Annotated in this window: 14 protein-coding genes; 6 read left to right on the forward strand and 8 right to left on the reverse strand. The window is 70.5% G+C overall.

Annotation, left to right across the window (positions count from 1 at the left end; genetic code table 11):
* The first annotated feature begins 50 nt into the window (after positions 1–50).
* The 4 genes from recQ to OVA17_RS07595 all read left to right on the forward strand — a co-directional run bounded on the left by recQ (position 51) and on the right by OVA17_RS07595 (position 7009).
* Positions 51–2090, forward strand: a complete 2040-nt coding sequence (gene recQ / locus OVA17_RS07580) for a DNA helicase RecQ (protein ID WP_267789272.1) — start codon at positions 51–53, stop codon at positions 2088–2090.
* Between the two features lie 378 nt (positions 2091–2468).
* Positions 2469–4571, forward strand: coding sequence for an acyl-CoA dehydrogenase (locus OVA17_RS07585; RefSeq protein WP_267789273.1), 2103 nt, complete (start codon positions 2469–2471; stop codon positions 4569–4571).
* A 97-nt stretch (positions 4572–4668) separates the two neighbouring features.
* On the forward strand, positions 4669–5244 hold the full coding sequence (locus OVA17_RS07590) for a DNA-3-methyladenine glycosylase I (RefSeq protein ID WP_267789274.1): 576 nt from the start codon (positions 4669–4671) through the stop codon (positions 5242–5244).
* 217 nt (positions 5245–5461) lie between these two features.
* Positions 5462–7009, forward strand: a complete 1548-nt coding sequence (locus tag OVA17_RS07595) for a DEAD/DEAH box helicase (RefSeq protein WP_210072450.1) — start codon at positions 5462–5464, stop codon at positions 7007–7009.
* A 331-nt stretch (positions 7010–7340) separates the two neighbouring features.
* Here OVA17_RS07595 and OVA17_RS07600 read toward each other — a convergent pair whose 3' ends face one another.
* The 8 genes from OVA17_RS07600 to OVA17_RS07635 all read right to left on the reverse strand — a co-directional run bounded on the left by OVA17_RS07600 (position 7341) and on the right by OVA17_RS07635 (position 15753).
* Entirely contained in the window at positions 7341–7817 is a 477-nt protein-coding gene (locus OVA17_RS07600; protein ID WP_210072449.1) for a dehydrogenase, read from the reverse strand.
* A gap of 300 nt (positions 7818–8117) precedes the next feature.
* Entirely contained in the window at positions 8118–8870 is a 753-nt protein-coding gene (locus tag OVA17_RS07605) for an SDR family NAD(P)-dependent oxidoreductase (RefSeq protein WP_267789275.1), read from the reverse strand.
* Positions 8871–8963: 93 nt separating this feature from the next.
* Positions 8964–10712: a cation:proton antiporter gene (locus tag OVA17_RS07610; RefSeq protein ID WP_267789276.1), complete on the reverse strand. Its 1749-nt coding sequence runs from the start codon at positions 10710–10712 to the stop codon at positions 8964–8966.
* Between the two features lie 62 nt (positions 10713–10774).
* On the reverse strand, positions 10775–12028 hold the full coding sequence (locus OVA17_RS07615) for a kynureninase (RefSeq protein WP_267789367.1): 1254 nt from the start codon (positions 12026–12028) through the stop codon (positions 10775–10777).
* Positions 12029–12050: 22 nt separating this feature from the next.
* The gene (locus tag OVA17_RS07620) at positions 12051–12986 is read right to left on the reverse strand and encodes a hypothetical protein (RefSeq protein WP_267789277.1); all 936 of its coding nucleotides are present in this window, start codon (positions 12984–12986) and stop codon (positions 12051–12053) included.
* A 10-nt stretch (positions 12987–12996) separates the two neighbouring features.
* A complete protein-coding gene (locus OVA17_RS07625) occupies positions 12997–13254 on the reverse strand; it encodes a glutaredoxin family protein (RefSeq protein WP_144783037.1) in 258 nt (85 codons plus the stop codon).
* Between the two features lie 41 nt (positions 13255–13295).
* Positions 13296–14423: a glycosyltransferase gene (locus OVA17_RS07630; protein WP_210072445.1), complete on the reverse strand. Its 1128-nt coding sequence runs from the start codon at positions 14421–14423 to the stop codon at positions 13296–13298.
* 175 nt (positions 14424–14598) lie between these two features.
* Positions 14599–15753: a polysaccharide deacetylase family protein gene (locus OVA17_RS07635; RefSeq protein ID WP_267789278.1), complete on the reverse strand. Its 1155-nt coding sequence runs from the start codon at positions 15751–15753 to the stop codon at positions 14599–14601.
* A gap of 105 nt (positions 15754–15858) precedes the next feature.
* Between OVA17_RS07635 and OVA17_RS07640 the strand changes: the two genes are divergently transcribed.
* Both OVA17_RS07640 and chrA read left to right on the forward strand, forming a co-directional pair.
* Positions 15859–16815 carry a Gfo/Idh/MocA family protein gene (locus OVA17_RS07640; RefSeq protein ID WP_267789279.1) on the forward strand — a complete coding sequence of 319 codons (957 nt, stop codon included), beginning with the start codon at positions 15859–15861 and terminating at the stop codon, positions 16813–16815.
* Positions 16816–16856: 41 nt separating this feature from the next.
* A complete protein-coding gene (chrA, locus tag OVA17_RS07645) occupies positions 16857–18050 on the forward strand; it encodes a chromate efflux transporter (protein ID WP_267789280.1) in 1194 nt (397 codons plus the stop codon).
* Positions 18051–18058 lie beyond the last annotated feature (8 nt).

Consider the following 18058-nt stretch of genomic DNA (forward strand, 5'->3'; position numbering starts at 1 on the left):
ACGGATGCCGGGGCGGTGTGCGTGTCGGTGGCCCGGGTTACCGTTGGGGGGTGAGTTATCCCGGCGCCGCATCCGAGTCGTACGCCGACGCGCCGCCCGAGCCGTACGACCTCCCCGAAGATCCCTATGCCGGGGCCGATTGGGACCCCGACCAGTTCGCACCTCCCGAGGACTTCGACGCGCCGCCGCCGCCCGTCGACCCGTCGTCGTCATTCGCTCGTGCCGCCGCGGTCACCGGCACCGCACGAGAGCTCCCCGCCGTCCGCGACTTCACGGGTCGCGACCCGCGCGAGGTCCTGCATGAGGTCTACGGGTACGACGCCTTCCGCGGCGACCAGGCCGAGATCGTGCAGCACGTGGTCGGCGGCGGAGACGCCGTCGTGCTCATGCCGACCGGCGGCGGCAAGAGCGTCACGTACCAGGTGCCCGCGCTCGTGCGGCCGGGCACCGGCCTCGTGGTCAGCCCGCTGATCGCGCTCATGCACGACCAGGTAGAGGCCCTGATCGCCAACGGCGTTCGCGCGGGCTACCTCAACTCGACACAGGCGCCCACCGAGCGGCAGGCCGTCGAGCAGGCCTACCTCGCCGGAGAACTCGACCTGCTCTACGTCGCCCCCGAGCGGCTGAACGGCGCGCAGACCCTCGCGTTTCTCGCTCGCGGTCGCCTCAGCGTCATCGCCATCGACGAAGCGCACTGCGTGTCGCAGTGGGGCCACGACTTCCGGCCCGACTATCTCGCCCTCGGCGACCTCGCCGACCGCTTCCCCGACGTCCCGCGTATGGCGCTCACGGCGACGGCCACCCCGGCCACCGCCCAAGAGATCGTCGAGCGTCTGCGCCTGCGCGACGCCCGCGGGTTCGTCGCCAGCTTCGACCGACCCAACATCCAGTACCGCATCGACGCCAAGGTCGATCCGCGTCGCCAGCTCGTCCAGTTCATCCGGTCGCAGCCCGAGGGCTCTGCGGGCATCGTCTACGCCCTGAGCCGTAAGAGCGTCGAGCAGACGGCGGCCTACCTCAGCTCGCAAGGTCTCGACGCCCTGCCGTATCACGCGGGTCTCGACGCCTCGGTGCGCGCAGCGAACCAGTCACGGTTCCTCCGCGACGACGGCGTCATCATGGTCGCCACGATCGCCTTCGGCATGGGCATCGACAAGCCCGACGTGCGCTTCGTCGCTCACATCGATCTGCCCAAGTCCGTCGAGGGCTACTACCAAGAGACCGGTCGCGCCGGCCGCGACGGCGACCCGTCGACCGTGTGGATGGCCTACGGGCTCGGCGACGTCGTGCAGCAGCGCCGCATGATCGATCAGTCGCCCGGCGACCGTTCGTACAAGATGAGGCTCGGGCAGCACCTCGACGCGATGCTGGCCCTGTGCGAGACGGTCGGATGCCGACGGCAGAACCTCCTCGACTACTTCGGGCAGCGATCCGAGCCCTGCGGCAACTGCGACACCTGTCTCACCCCGCCCGACACGTGGGACGGCCTCGTCGCGGCGCAGAAGCTGCTGTCGACGATCGTGCGCCTCCAGCGCGAGCGTGGTCAGGCCTTCGGCGCGGGCCATCTGATCGACATCCTCCGCGGTGCGAAGACCGAGCGCATCGCCCAGCAGGGACACGATCGGCTCAGCACCTACGGGCTCGGGGCCGACCTGTCGGACCAGGACTGGCGCAGCGTCATCCGTCAGCTCCTGGCTCGAGGGATCATCGCTGCCCAGGGAGATTACGGCACCCTCGCCCTCAGCGAGGCGTCCGCCGGTGTCCTGCGCGGTGAGACCGCGGTTCCGCTTCGTCGCGATGCCCTCGGTCGCACGGGCGGCGGCGGTGGCTCGAGTCGCGCACGCAAAAGCAGCGCCGACGACGTGGCCGCCGGTGACCGCGACCTGTTCGAGGCGCTGCGCGCGTGGCGTGCCGAGAGAGCGCGCGAGCAGGGCGTCCCCGCGTACATCGTGTTCGGCGACGCCACCCTGCGGGCGATCGCCGCCGCACGCCCGAGCTCCGTGGGCGACCTCGACGGGATCACCGGCATCGGCGCCAAGAAGCGCGAGGCGTATGGCGACGGCATCCTGACGGTGGTCGCCGCGAACTGACGGCGCCGCGCCCGGGTGGTCTGGACGCCCCGTACCCGGCGGCCCGGATCCCGCCGCGGTCGCGCGCCTTCGCTCGGACCCTGCTCCCGCCGCGAGCTACTGCGAAACGGCATCTCGCTGACAAACCGGCGACACCTCGCTAGCGACTCGTCAGCGAGATGCCGTCTCGGGGGCTCGACCGCGCGACCCGGGCGAGCGGTACGCACCGGCCCCACGGCATCCGCCGCGCTCAGCGCGCTCACGGGAATGTTGACCACCCACAACGACTCGTCGAAACGGGAGGCGGGGGCGTTGTGCACATCTCACAGGTCGTTTGGGTGCACGTTGTGGAAGACCTACCGTATGAAGCGTCCTTTGCAACGTCGAAAGGTGCCGAAGATGACCGACGCCGCCGTCCGTCCCACCACGCCCGCCACGAGCACGCGTACTCCCGTCGGAGGCGCGCCCACCGCGCCGCACACCGCCGCCGAAGCGGCCGAAGGCCGCATCGACACCGAGCGTGTCACCGACCTCCTGCTCGGTACCTGGGGTGACACACGCCGCCAGGCGCGCGAGATGATCAAGGACCCCGCGCTGTGGCGCGACGACAGCTTGGGAATGGACGCGCACCGCGAGCGCACGCTCAGCCAGCTGCACCTGCTCGTTCAGAACAAGGCCGTGCACCGTGCGTTCCCCAAGCGCCTGGGGGGCGAGGAGAACAACGGTGCCAACATCGCGGGCTTCGAGGAGCTCGTCGCCGCCGACCCCAGCCTGCAGATCAAATCCGGCGTGCAGTGGGGTCTCTTCGGTTCGGCCGTTCTCCAGCTCGGTACCCGCGAGCACCACGACAAGTGGCTTCCGGGCATCATGAGCCTCGAGATCCCGGGCGCCTTCGCGATGACCGAGACCGGTCACGGATCCGATGTCTCGGCGATCGGCACCACCGCGACATACGACCCCGAGACCGAGGAGTTCGTCATCCACACGCCGTTCCGCGGGGCGTGGAAGGACTATCTCGGCAACGCCGCCCTCCACGGCAAGGCGGCCACCGTGTTCGCACAGCTCATTACCCAGGGCGTCAACCACGGCGTGCACTGCTTCTACGTGCCCCTGCGCAACGAACAAGGCGACTTCCTCCCCGGTATCGGCGGCGAGGACGACGGTCTCAAGGGCGGGCTGAACGGCATCGACAACGGGCGCCTGCACTTCGACCAGGTGCGCGTCCCCCGCACGAACCTGCTCAACCGCTACGGCGACGTCGCCGCCGACGGAACGTACTCGAGCGACATCGCCAGCCCCGGCCGTCGCTTCTTCACCATGCTCGGCACGCTCGTCCAGGGCCGCGTCTCGCTCGACGGGGCCGCCGCGTGGGCCTCGGCCATCGGCCTCATCATCGCCGTCACCTACGGCAACCAGCGGCGCCAGTTCGACTCGGGCAACGGCACCCCCGAGGTCACCCTGCTCGACTACGGCAAGCATCAGCGTCGGCTCCTGCCGCGTCTGGCGACGACCTACGCCGAGATCTTCGCGCACGACGAGTTCCTGCAGAAGTTCGACGGCGTCTTCAGCGGGCGCCTCGACACGGACGCCGATCGCGAAGACCTCGAGACGCTCGCCGCCGCTCTCAAGCCGTTGTCGACCTGGCACGCCCTCGACACCCTGCAGGAGTCTCGCGAAGCGTGCGGCGGCCAGGGGTTCCTCTTCGAGAACCGTCTCGTGGGCCTGCGCGCCGACCTCGACATCTACGTCACTTTCGAGGGCGACAACAACATCCTGCTGCAGCTCGTCGGCAAGCGACTGCTCGCCGATTACGCGAAGCAGTTCAAGGGCAAGGATGCCAAGCAGCTCGCCGCCTTCGCGGTCGGTCAGACCGCCGGCAAGCTCTTCCACGGTGCCGGAATGCGCCAGCTCGGTCAGGCCGTCAGCGACTTCGGTTCGACCGCCCGCTCCGTCGAGAAGGGCCTGCGTGCCGAACAGCAGCACGAGTTGCTCGCCGGTCGCGTGCAGCAGATGATCGCCGACATCGCGGGGCGTCTGCGCCCGGCATCCAAGCTCTCCCGTGAAGACGCTGCCGCGCTGTTCAACGAGAACCAGGCGCAGCTGATCGAGGCCGCGCGTGCCCACGGTGAGTTGCTGCAATGGGAGGCGTTCACCGACGCCATCAACCGCATCACCGACCGTGACACCCTCACGGTGCTGACCTGGTTGCGCGATCTCTTCGGCCTCCAGCTCGTCGAGAAGCACCTCGCCTGGTACCTCATCAACGGGCGCCTCTCGGCACAGCGGGGTGCGGCCGTGTCGAGCTACATCGACCGGCTCTGCGCTCGTCTCCGCCCGCATGCGCAGGACCTCGTCGACGCCTTCGGCTACGGTCCCGAGCACATCCGCGCCTCCATCGCATCGGGTGTCGAGAACGACCGTCAGAACGAAGCCGCGGCGTACTACGCCGCGCAGAAGGCCGCGGGCACCGCTCCGATCCCGGAGAAGAAGCCCGCCAAGTGACGCGCGAGGCGGGCGGTGGTCAGAGGGGGGCACCGCCGTCCGCTTCGCGCTCCGACTCGCGCAGAGCGATGTCGGAGTTCCGCTCTAGCCTGGGGGGATGAGCGACCTTCTGATAGGCGTCGACGGCACCGCTCGCTGCGCGTGGGCAGGTGCCGATGCCGAGTACCAGCGGTACCACGACGAAGAGTGGGGCACTGCCCTGCGCGGTGACCGCAGGCTGTTCGAGAAGATGAGCCTCGAGGGCTTTCAGGCGGGTCTCGCCTGGATCACGATCCTTCGCAAACGCCCGCGCTTCCGCGAGGTCTTCCTCGACTTCGACCCCGCGGCGGTCGCGGCTTTCGGGTCCGATGACATAGAGCGTCTGATGCAGGATGCCGGCATCGTCCGCAACCGCGCGAAGATCGAGGCCGTGATCGGCAACGCCGCCCTGGTCACCCGGATGGGGGAGGGCGAGCTCGATGCCCTGCTGTGGTCCTTCGCACCCGCGGAGCACACGCCGCCGGCGACCTTCGCCGAGGTTCCCGCGGTGACACCGGAGTCGACCGCGATGAGCAAAGAACTGCGTCGTCGTGGCTTCCGGTTCGTCGGTCCCACCACCATGTACGCGCTCATGCAGTCCTCGGGCATGGTCGACGACCACGTCGCCGGGTGCTGGCGCGCCGCCGCCTCCTGACCGGTTCGACGGGGTCGATGTGCTCCGGGCCGCCTCGCACGGGTAGACTGCAACGTGGAGCTTTCGCTCCCAGCGTCGTCGAACGCACCGGCCCCTTCTTCTCGGGCCTTTGACCTTCACGGCGAACGGATGCGCCACCCGGCGCCTTCGCCCATGCAGCCGCAGCATCGCGGCATCCCGAATCGCCGTGCGCGCGTGCGCCGCGGCTGGAGTATTCATGACGTCCCAGACTTTCGCTGACCTCGGCGTGCCCGCCCCCCTCGTCGACGTTCTCGCCTCGCAGGGCAAGAACGACGCGTTCCCCATCCAGGCCGACACCCTGCCCGACACGCTCGCCGGGCGCGATGTGCTCGGTCGCGGCAAGACCGGCTCGGGAAAGACCCTCGCCTTCTCCCTGCCCCTCGTCGCGCGTCTCGCCGGCAAGAACGACCGTCGCCGTGGCCGCAAGCCCCGCGCGCTCGTGCTCGCCCCCACCCGTGAGCTCGCGAACCAGATCGACGAGGTCATCAAGCCCCTCGCCGCGGCCTATGGCCTGGTCACCACCACCGTCTACGGCGGCGTCAACCAGAAGCGTCAGGTCGACGCGTTCAACGGCGGTGTCGACATCCTCGTCGCGTGCCCCGGTCGCCTCGAAGACCTCATCGGCCAGGGCCACGCGAGCCTCGACGACGTCGAGATCACCGTGCTCGACGAGGCCGACCACATGGCCGACCTCGGCTTCCTGCCGGGCGTCACGCGCCTGCTGTCGCGCACGCCCGCCGGCGGACAGCGTCTGCTGTTCTCGGCGACGCTCGACAACGGCGTCGACAAGCTGGTGAAGCGCTTCTTGCGCAACGAGGTCCTGCACTCGGTCGACGAGGCGCACTCGCACGTCGCGGCCATGACCCACCACGTCTTCGCCCCCGCCGACGCCGACGCGAAGAAGGACCTCGTGCAGACGCTCGCCTCGGGCACCGCCCGTCGCATCCTCTTCATGCGCACCAAGCACCAGGCCAAGAAGCTCGCCAAGGCGCTCACCGCCGCCGGCATCCCCTCGGTCGACCTGCACGGCAACCTTTCGCAGCCGCAGCGCGACCGCAACCTGGCCGCCTTCGGCGACGGCCGCGCCAAGGTCCTCGTCGCCACCGACGTCGCCGCCCGCGGCGTGCACGTCGACGGTGTCGAGCTGGTCGTCCACGTCGACCCGCCCGTCGAGCACAAGGCGTACCTGCACCGCTCGGGTCGTACGGCGCGCGCCGGTACCGCCGGCGACGTCGTCACGATCATGCTCCCCGAGCAGCGTCGTGACACCCTCGACATCCTCCGCAAGGCCAAGATCTCGGCCACGCCCACCGCGGTGACCCCGACCTCTCCCGAGGTCGTCGCCCTCGTCGGCGAGGTCGCCCCGTACGTCAAGCCCGAGCCGGTCGTCGCTCAGCCGCAGGGTGGGGGACGCTCGCAGGGCGCCAACGCTCAGCGCAAGCGCGCCGAGCGCGCGCAGGGTGGGGATGCCGCCTCCGCCGGTGGCGGACGCCGTCGTCGTGGCCGTGGTGCCGGTGGCCAGTCGACCGACGCTCCCGCCGCAGCCGGTCACGCGCCCCAGGGCGGCCGTGGACAGGGCCAGCGTTCCGGCGCCGGCCGCGGTGCGGGTGCCGGTGGGGGACAGCGTGCCGGTGCGGGCGCTTCGCGTTCACAGGGCGCGGGCCGCTCGGCATCCGGCAGCCCGACGACGGGCATGGTCGTGGGAGCACGCAGCCCCCGCACCAACCGTCGCGCCCAGGGCTGATCCTTGCTTCTCGGTGCCCCCGTGGATTCGTCCACGGGGGCACCGTCGCGTCTACGGACGGTCGTGTGCCGTGGTCGCCGGGGCCGGGTCGCGTGCCGTCGTGCGAAGTGGGGTTCCGACGCACCGGTTCAGGATGCCGCGGGCGTCGGGGACGGGTCGCGTGCCGTCGTGTGCGGTCCCGACGCACCGGTTCAGGATGCCGTGGCCACCGGGGCCGGGTCGCGTGCCGTCCTGCGGACTGTGGTTCCGACACACCGGTTCAGGATGCCGCGGGCCCGGCGTTTCGGCCCGGACTCCGCCTGACGGCCCGGAGTCGACGGCCCGCCGGCCCTCAGCCGCGCGGGGGAAGCGTCGCGTCGTGCAGGTGACGGTCGCCGTGCGAGAGCACCTTGACGATGACGCCGCGTCGACGGAGATCGGCGACCGCGCGGGTCTCGTCTTCGCGCGTCAGCCCGAGCGCGTGGATGCTCGCGACGACGAGCACATCGCCGCGGGTCAGCGTCCCGAAGAAGCGGTCGAGCCGGTTCGCCCAGCCCTCTAGCGTCTCGGGCGCGGGGTGACGGAAGCCCTCGATCGGCACGCCGAAACGTGTGAGGTCGTCGCGCTGCTGCTTGACGGTCTCCATGTCGGGGCGCGAGACCACCAGCCCGACCAGGCGTGAGCCCGCGGGCCGCGCACGCCACCAATCACGGTCGCTCTGCAGCTCGGTGAAGCATTTCGGGCACTCGGCCGCCGCGTGCGCGAGCGGCACGGGGCTGGTCCCGGCGGCATCCGCAGATGACGGCATCGTCGGGATCGGATCGCTCATGGAAACCTCCGCGTTCATTCTGCCGCATGATCCTGCGAAACGTCCCGCCCGCTGCTCCGGGGCGCGATGTCCCGTTCCCCGTCGCCGGCATGTCGCGCAGGGTGCGCCCTGCCACCCTCCCGGCGGCGCAAAGGGGCACGGCTCGCCTGGACGACTGCCTGCGACGCGCATCCACCTCCTGGCGCCGGCATGTCCCACGAGGTGCGGCCCCGCCGCCGCCGGCGGCACGAAGTGGGACACGGACTCCGGAACACGCACGGTGGGCCCGCCGCGTGCGCGACGGGCCCGCACGTGGTCGGCTCAGTGGGCGGAGTAGCCGCCGTCGACGAGGTGGTAGCTGCCCGAAATGAAAGAGGCCTCGTCGCTCAGGAGGAACAGGGTGAGCGCGGCGACCTCGGTGTCGGTGCCGAGCCGGCCCGTCGCGTGCTCGCCCTCGAGGTGGGTCAGCGCCTCGGGCGAGAGCCCCGAACGCACGAGAGGGGTGTCGATGAAGCCGGGGCCGACGGCGTTCGTGCGGACGCCCTGGGCGGTGTACTCCAGGGCCGCGACCTTCGTCAGGCCCACGAGGGCGTGCTTGCTCGCGACGTATGCGGCGTTCTGGGCGAGGCCCACGGAACCCAGCACGGATGCCATGTTCACGACCGCTCCGCCCCCGGAGGCCACGATCGCGGGGAGCTGGAATCGGAGCCCGTAGAAGACGCCATCGAGGTCGACGGCGCGCACGCGATCCCACGCCTCGATGTCGTAGTCGCCGATGTTCTGGGGAGCGGCGCCGATGCCGGCGTTGTTCACGGCGAGGTGAAGACCGCCGTAGGTCTTCTTCGCGAACTCGACGGCAGACTCGGAGTCCTGCCACTTCGCGGTGTTCTGGGCGAACGCGGTGGCGCTACCTCCGACGACGGTGATCTCCTGGGCGACGCGCTCCGCGGCATCCAGGTCGATATCGGTGACGACCACCGACGCGCCCTCCCGGCCGAGCTGCCGCGCGATCGCGGCTCCGATTCCGCTTCCTCCGCCGGTGACGAGGGCGACTTTCCGAGTGAACCTGCTCATGGGTGCTTCTCTCTCGCCGTCGAGTCGCCCCGGCTTTCGCGGTGACCGCATGCGCGTGAATGAAAACGATCCCCGGGCGCGCGGTATTCCGCCTCAGTCGCCGTCGTCGTCGCCGAGGCGCAGCTCGAGGCTCAGCTGATCGGCATCGAGCTCGGCGAGCGCGTGACGCAGGGCCGCGGTGCTGAAGCGCCCGTCTCGGCTCACGTCTTGCAGCCGCTTGCGCATCGCCTCGATCGAGGCGAGCCGCAGTTCGAGCAGGTCGCGACGACGCACGGTCGCGTCGTCGTCGGGTGGCTGTACGAGACGCGCGCCGGCCTGCTCGATCAGATCGGCGGGGAAGGGGTCGCCGTTGCGCCGGGAGAGCGAACCCGATTGCACGGCCGCACTCGCGGCATCTCGGAGCTCCGACGTCAGGGCCCGCTGCTCGTCGTGCGAGGGACCCTCGCCACCGTCGCCGGAGAGGCCGACGGACCGCACGACGGGCGACAGTGTCAGCCCCTGCAGCACCAGGCTGAACAGCGCCACGAGGAACGCGACGAAGATCAGCAGGGGACGCTGCGTCGTGCCCTCCGGCAGTGTCTGAGCCGCCGCCAGCGTCACGACGCCCCTCATGCCGGCCCACACGATCACCGCGCCGTGGCGCGCGGTGAGCGGGGAGTCGCGGTAGTAATCGAGATCGGCCATCGTGCGCGAGATGCGCGAGCGCATCCACCCGATGCGCCGCTCGGTCCGGGCGGGGTCGGCGCCGCGCTCGCCGAACTGCTCGGGCGCTTCGCGGTAGGCCTGTTCGAAACGATCGAGCCGGTCCTGCGCGCCTTCGATCCGGTCCTGGTGGCGGGCGTGGCGGCGGCTGCGTCGGGCCTGGAGGCCGATCAGGCCCGCGACGTAGAGCGCGCGCACGAGCAGCACGATGCCGAGAGCCGACAGCGCCAACCAGGTGCCGTGCCAGAGGCCCTCGTGCTCCCCGATATTGGCGATGACGATGTCCTTCAGCTCGAGACCGAAGACGAGGAAGACGCCGCCCTCGAGGATGAGCTCGACCGTGCGCCAGTTCAGGCGGTCGCTGATGCGCTGCTCGGGCGTGAACCGCCGCGCGGCTCCCTGACCCGTGACGATGCCCGCGACCACCGCGGCGACCAGGCCCGACCCACCCAGGTGCTCGGTCGGCAGGTACGCGAGGAACGGGATCGTGAAGCTCAGCGCCGTGTTCGCCGCGGAGTTCGACACGCGTTCCCGCACGCGCAGGTTCACCCACCCGATCACCGCGCCGAGCACGAGCGCGATGACGACGGCCCAGGCGAAGTCGGCGAGGGCGTCGCCGAACGCGAAACCGGATGCCACGGCGGCCACGGCCGTGCGCAGGAGGACGAGCGCCGTGGCGTCATTGAGCAGGCTCTCGCCCTCGAGCATCGTCACCACGCGAGGCGAGATGCCCAAGCGCTTGGCGATCGAGGTGGCTACGGCATCCGTGGGACTCAGGATCGCGCCCAGGGCGATGGCGAGGGCGAGACCGAGCCCCGGGATGACGGCCCAGAAGAAGAGGCCGAGAACGAGCGAGCTGAACACGACCAAGAGCACCGAGAGTCCGGCGATGGGCGCGAAGTCGCGGCGGAATTCGATGGCGGGCACCTGCACCGCCGCGGAGTACAGCAGCGGCGGAAGCACTCCGACGAGGATGACCTCGGGGTTCACCGAGAAGGGCGCGACGAACGGCAGCAGGCTCACCCCCGCCCCGATGGCGAGCAGGACGAGAGGCCCGGCGACGTTGAAACGCGGCCCGATCACCGTGGCGAGAGCGACGACCACCACCCCGGCGAGGACGAGGAGGAGGGGATCGATCATCCTCCGAGGCTAGCCGTCCGTGCGTGGCGGCCCCGATCGATGAGATGGCAACAGGCTGAGACTCAGCTCTCGGCGCGCACCGCCGCAGCCACGGCCTGCATTCCCGCCAGGGTCTCGGCGAAGCTCGTGGACAGCGGCGAGAGACCGATCCGAAGCCCGTGCGGGTCGCGATAGTCGGGGATGACATCGTCCTTCCACAGGCGTGCGGTCACGGCCCGCATCGCGGGGTGCGAGAGCGTCACGTGTCCGCCGCGCTCTGCCGGGTCGCGCGGCGAGGCGAGACGCACGCCGAGCGGACTCAGGATGCCATCGGCCACCCGCACCGCGAACTCCGTGAGCGCAACCGACTTCGCGCGTACCGCCGCGATGCCGGCGCCGGCGAGGAGGTCGAGGGTGTCCTGCGTCGCGATCATGGCGAGCACCGGAGGGGTGCCGGAGAGGAAGCGGCGCATGCCCTCGGCGGGGAGGTATCGCGGGCCCATCGAGAAGACGTCGGCGGCGCCCATCCACCCCTGCACGGGCTGGGCCAGCGTGGCGTGGTGACGCGCGGCGACGTAGGCGAAGGCGGGCGACCCGGGTCCGCCGTTGAGGTACTTGTAGGTGCAGCCGACCGCGAGATCGGCGCCCCACGCGTCGAGCTCGACCGGGACCGAACCCGCCGAGTGGCAGAGGTCCCACAGCACGAGCGCACCGGCGCGGTGGGCGATCGCGGTGAGTTCGGCGCCGTCGGCGAGGAAGCCCGAACGGTACGAGACGTGGCTCAGCAGGACCACCGCCGTACGGGATCCGACCGCGGCGCGGAGCAGGTCGGCATCCACTCCCCGTGTCGTGTCGACGTCGATCCAGACCACGCGCGCTCCCCGCTCGGCGGCGATGCCCTCGACCAGGTAACGATCGGTGGGGAAGTCGTCGCGCCCGACGACGATCTCGACGCGCTCGGGGTCGCGGGCCGTCTGCGCGTCGAGGGCCGCGCGCAGCATCTTGTACAGCAGCACGGTGGTCGAGTCGCCGATGACGGTCTGACCGGATGCCGCGCCCAGCGTCAGTGCTCCGATCCGATCGCCGATGACGAAGGGGAGCTCCATCCACGCTTCATCCCACCCTCGGATGAGGCGGCCGCCCCACTCGTCGGTGACGAAGCGCGCGAGCCGGTCGGCGGTGGCGCGGGGCGGGCGACCCAGCGAGTTGCCGTCGAAGTAGACCAGCGGGCTCTCGCTGCCGACGAAGGCGTCGCGGTGAGGTGCCAGGGGGTCGGCGGCGTCGAGGCGCTGCGCCTCGGCCCGGAAGCTGTGGTGGGGAGGCTCGAGCGGGTCCACGGAGCCGAAGTCGGGGGAGGGATCAGTCGACACGGGTCAGCTCCGCGGTCGGCACGACGCTCGCGCGGCTCAGCCACGTCGCGACCTCGTCGTCGGTGGGGGTGTCGCCGGCGACGAAGCTCGACACGGCGTCGATGGGGGTGGTGCGGGGCCAGGGGTCGGTGAGTGCGGCCACGAGAGCGTCCCCGCGCACACCCGCCTCGGTCATCGCGAGCAGCTCGCGGCGGTTCACGCCCACGGGGAGGGAGCCGTTGCCCAGGTCGGTTCCGTAGAGCACGCGTCCGCCCCGCGCCGCGAAGGCGCGCAGGTTGGCGATCGCGCGCTCGCGGTCGGCGCCGCGGTGGATGTCGAGCGTCGAGATCCAGGCCTGTCCCGCGGCGACGGCTCGCGCCAGCGTGCGCCGCGCGACCGGAGCGTCGAAGGGCGTGTGCGCGAGCACGGAGACGCCCGCCTCGATCGCGCGGTCCACCTGCCCGGGTCCCTGGGCGTGCGCGACGACGGGTAGACCCCGTTCGGCGGCCGAGGCGACCACGGCGGCGAGGGCGTCGTCGGAGATCACCGGTCCGGCGTCGGCATGGAGCGCGACCTTGATGATCGAGGCCCCGGCATCCGCCTGCTCGTCCACCGCGGTGCGCGCGTTGCCCTCGATCCCCGGATGCCGTGAGGCGTCGGTGACGAATCTCACGATCGACCGGGGAGCCCAGGACCGGCCGTCGGGGTACCCACCGGGAACGGTGAGGAACGCCCCGGCGAACGCGGTGCGGGGAAGGCCTTGCGGCCGTCGAGCGAGTGCGAAGGGATCGCCGCCGAGGTCGACGACGGCGGCGATCCCCCGCCGAGCCAGCGAGGTGGAGTCGATCAGGTGCAGATGCACGTGGTGATCGACGAACGCGGGCAACGCGGTTCCCGCCTCGGCGGTGAGCGCGCGGCGTACGCGCCACGCGGCGGAGAGTGTCACGCCGGCGCGATCAGATCAGCGACAGCTCGCGCAGCTTGGTCTCGACGTCGGCGTTCGACGGCTCGACGTGGTGGCTGGAGTCGGGGTAGACGACCACGGGGATGCTGGTGCGCCCGGAGATCTCTTTGGCGACGTCAGCGGCGGCGGGGTCGGCCACGAGATCGATGTACTCGTAGTCGATGCCGAGCTCGTCGAGCTGCTTCTTCGTGCGGATGCAGTCACGGCACCAGTCGGCGCCGAACATACGGATGGTTGCGTCGGAGGACATGCTTCCAGCGTACGCCGCGGGGCGGCGAGCAGCGCCGCGAGTCAGGCGGTGACTTCGTCTTCGAGAGGCTCGATGGCACGCACGGCCTTGCCGACACGGCTCTTCTTGGGTGCGTAGACCACGAGGGCGTGGAAGACGAAGCGCACGAAGAAGGCGGCGATGAGGGTGAGGGCCGCCGCGATGACGCTGGGCATGTGCGCCTGGCTGACCAGGACCCAGATCACGGGGATGCGGATGATCGCCTCGACGCCGTTGAAGGTGAACGACTTAATGAAGCGGTGCCGCATGAGCCCCGATTCAGCCCGCATATCGGCGAAGACGAGGTATTCGAGGGCGATGAAGTTCGCGACGATCGTGACGATGCTCGCGATCACCGCGGCGAGCAGGTACTGCACGCCGAACGCTTGAAGCGCCCACATGATCGCGAGGTTGGCCAGGGCGCCGAGGCCGCCGACCACGGCGAAGGCCGACATGCGCCCGAAGCGCAGCATGGTCAGCTGCACCAGGAAGCGCATGCCCTGGCTGAACGATGCCTTCGACTCGCCGGCGAAGCGGGGGGCGAACGAGAACGGGACCTCGACGACGCGCATCTGCTTGCGGGCGAGGATCTCGAGCAGGATCTTGAAGCCGCGCGGCTGCAGCGTCTCGATGTCGAGCGTGCGGCGGTCGACGAGGAAGAAGCCCGTCATCGGATCGGTGCAGTTGTTGAGCTTGCGCGGGAACATCGCCTTGGTCAGCAGCGTGGATGCGCGCGAGACCGTGGTGCGCACGGCGTTGGCGAGTCCGTCGGAGGTGCCACCGGCGACGTAGCGCGAGGCGACGACGACGTCGGCGTCGCCGACCTCGGCGCGCGCGAGCATGTCGGCGATGACCTCGGGCGGGTGCTGGAGGTCGCCGTCCATGACGACGCAGAACTCGGACTCCGCCGCGCGGATTCCCTCGACCACCGCACCACCGAGGCCGCCCATCGGATCGTCGCGGTGGATCAGACGGACGGGGATGTCGGCTGCAGCCGCGACCTGCCGGATGATGTCGGGGGTGTCGTCGGTCGAGTCGTCGACGAAGATGATCTCGATGGTGCGACCGAGCAGCGCGTGGGTCGTTCGTCGGACGAGCTCGGCGACGTTCGGACCCTCGTTGAAGGTCGGAACGATGACGGAAAGGTCCATAGATGCTCGCGTTTTCTCGGTGAGACGGAAGTGAACAGCGCGGACCGGCCGGCGCGTGCCCGATCTGAAAGTCTGGCGCACTTACCTGGGAGATCACGGATGCCCGCCTCGGTGGACCCTAGCAAATGGCCCGTGACGCGGGGATTTTCTGCGGTGCCCTCCGATATTCGGTGGGTCAGCCGATCTCTTTTCTCAGATCGTCGACCGTCATTCCGTAATTCATCCGGATGACGGGCAGTGCGAGTTTATCGGTCCCGATGCGCACGTACCCGTGTTCGATGGTGCGACCGAGTTCGAAGCCCGCACGACGCACCCCCTCTTTCGTCGTGTCGTTGTAGTGACCGAAGGGATAGGCCACGACTTCCTTCGCCCCCAGGATCTGAGCCGACCGGTTCAGGTCCGCGGCGATCGTGTCGGCGTCTTCGTTGACCATCCGCCCCTTGCCGTTGGCGCCGGCGCGATGCATGTCGTGAGTGTGCGAGCGCTGGAGGACGAAGGGATTGGGCGTCCCCTCGGTACGCGCCGAGGTGATCACGAACGAGGTGGTGAGCAGTTTCCGGTCGTTGACGATCGGGGCCGCCATCTCGAGCCAGGTGCTGTCGGCATCGTCGTCGGTGATGATCACCGAGTGCTTCGGGAGGTACAGCTGCCCGTCGATGAAGGCGCTCAGCTCATCCCAGGTCGGCAGGTAGAACGCCGATTGCTGGATGTGCGCCATCTGCGCGTCGAAGTCGCCGATGTAGGCGTAGTTCAGCCGCAGCCAGTTGTCTTCGCCCTTCGGATTCCGCGTGAACTGGTGATACATCAGGATCGGGATGCCGGCGGCCTCCGCAGCGTTCGCCTCGGGAGTCGTCCACCCCGCGTGGAGCGTCCGCTGCCGGTCGGTGCATGTGACGAGGTCGGCGCCGTTCAGCCGCGCGCTCTGCGTCATCGCGGTGGCGTCGGTCGCCGCGTCGTACCACCCGGCGAAGACGCGCCCGTCGGCGCGGGGGATCGGAAGGTTCTGGTAGCGCACGCCCTGCGTCTGCAACTGCGGAGCAAGCGCGATCCCGTCGCCCGCGAACGACACGGCACACGACTGCGGATCGGTCGAGGTGGCCAAGAGAGCCTGGGCGGGAGTGAGGGGTGTGGGCGTCGGGGTCGGCGTTTCCGAGGGCGTCGCGCTCGCCGAGGTGTCCTCGGTGACGGGGGGCGCCTCGGGGATGCGGGTCAGGGCGACGGCGGCGACGCCGGCTCCGATCAGCGCGACGGCGATGACGGCGCTGATCGTGCGTTTGCGACGAAGACGGCGGGAGGCACGGCGGCGGTGCTCGGCTCGGGTGGTGTTCATGGTGCCTCGGGTCGGACGGGTGAGTCGGCGCGATCCTATCGACGCGGCGTGCCCGCTCCGTGAACGAGGCGTCGCCCGGCGCGGCGCTCGCGCGATGATGAAGGCATGACTCGCATCGGCATCGTCGGGACCAGTTCCATCTCCGAGCGCTTCGCGGAGGCGGTGGCCGTCGTCGAGGGCGTCGAGATCGCGCGGGTGGCCTCTCGCGACGCCGCGCGCGCGAAAGCCTTCGCCGACAGGATCGGGGCGCCGCACACCGCCCTCGGCCTCACGGAGCTCCTCGCCGCCCCCGACGTCGACGCCGTCTACCTCGCCAGCCCCAACGCGCTGCACGCGGAGCAGGTGCGCGAAGCCGTGGATGCCGGCATCCCGGTGCTCGTCGAGAAGCCTGCCGTCCTGTCGGCGCGGGAGTGGGATGCCGCGGTGTCGCACGCTCGCGAGCGCGGCGTCGTCGTGCTCGAGGCGATGCGCTCGGGATACGACCCCGGCCTGGAGGTGGTCCGCGGGCTGCTGCCGCGGCTGGGGACGCTCCGCCGGGTCTCTTTCCGCTACGAGAAGCGGTCGGCGCGTTACGACCACGTCCTGGCGGGGGAGCAGACGAACATCTTCGATCCCGCCCTCGGGGGAAGCGCCCTCCGTGACCTCGGGGTGTACCCGCTGCACGCCCTGGTACGGCTCTTCGGGTCACCGCGCTCGATCGCCGGCCTGCGCGTGGGCATCGCCTCGGGAACGGACGGGCTCGGGAGTGCACTCGCCGCCTACGACGGCTTCCTCGCCGACATCGCGTGGTCGAAGATCACCGACACCGCCCTGCCGAGTGAGATCCAAGGGGAGGAGGCGTCGCTGTCCATCGACGCGATCGACGCCCCCCGGCGCCTGACGCTGTCGCCGCGCGAGGGCGAGGTCGAACGGATCGAGGTCGAGGCCTCGGCCAACCCGATGGTGGGAGAGGTCGAGCGCTTCCGCGACGCCGTCGCCGGTGCTGACATCGCGGACGACCAGCGTCTCACCGGCCTCACGCTGCGTCTCGTGGACGAGATCCTGGGTGCCGCGTCGGTGTGACGATTCACCCGCCGTTTCCCCCGCGGGGTGAGGATGGGCGGGTGGAGCGACCCGGTCGAGTGAGCGAGGTGTTCCTCGCGTTCCTGCGCCTCGGTGTCACCTCGTTCGGCGGGCCGATCGCGCATCTCGGCTACTTCCGCGACGACCTGGTCGTGCGGCGGAAGTGGATGGACGACCGCGCCTACGCCGACCTGGTGGCGCTCTGCCAGTTCCTCCCCGGCCCCGCGTCGAGCCAGGTGGGTTTCGCGATGGGCCTGCAACGCGCCGGTTTCTTGGGGGCGCTCGCCGCCTTCCTCGCCTTCACCCTGCCCTCCGCCATCCTCCTCGTCGCGTTCGCCGGGGGAGCGGCCCTGCTCGGCGGACCGGTCGCCGCGGGCGTGATCTCGGGCCTGCAGATCACGGCGGTGGCGATCGTCGCGCAGGCGGTGTGGGGCATGGCGCGCACCCTTGCCCCCGATGCCCCGCGTGCGAGCATCGCCGTCGCGGGCCTGGCTCTCGCACTGCTCGTTCCCGGAGCGCCGGGGCAGCTCGGTGCCCTCGCCGTCGGCCTCCTGGGCGGGATCGTCCTGCTGCGCGGCGCGTCCGAGACACCCGCGCCGTCTCTGCCCTCGTTCGGCGTTCCCCGCGTCGTCGCCGTGACGTGCCTCGTCCTCCTCGCGATCGGCCTGGTGGGACTCCCGCTCCTCGCGGCGACGACCGGGTCGGATGCAGCTGCGCTCGTCGATGCCTTCTTCCGCTCCGGCGCCCTCGTCTTCGGGGGAGGTCACGTCGTGCTCCCCCTGCTGCAGGCCGGGGTCGTCGAGACCGGCTGGGTCTCGCCCCAGGCGTTCCTCGCCGGCTACGGCGCCGCACAGGCGGTGCCCGGACCCCTCTTCGCCTTCTCCGCCTACCTCGGCGCGGAATCGTCCGTCGGGCCTGGCGGCATCGCCGGTGCGGTGATCGCTCTCGTCGCGATCTTCCTGCCCGGGTTCCTCGTGCTCGTCGGCGTGCTGCCGTTCTGGGACGCGATGCGCGACAGGCCCCGCGTGCGGGCCGCCATGCGCGGGACGGGTGCGGCGGTCGTCGGCATCCTGGGCGCTGCTCTCTATACGCCGGTCTTCACGACCGCCGTCACCGGGCCCGGGTCGTTCCTGTTCGCCGCGGTCGGATTCGTCCTGCTCACCGCGTTCCGCGTTCCGGCGTGGGCGGTCGTGATCGTGGGGGCCGCGGGGGGAGTGGGGCTCGTCTTCACCTGAGCGGCGAC

This window comes from Microbacterium sp. SL75 (assembly GCF_026625865.1).
Classification (GTDB): domain Bacteria; phylum Actinomycetota; class Actinomycetes; order Actinomycetales; family Microbacteriaceae; genus Microbacterium.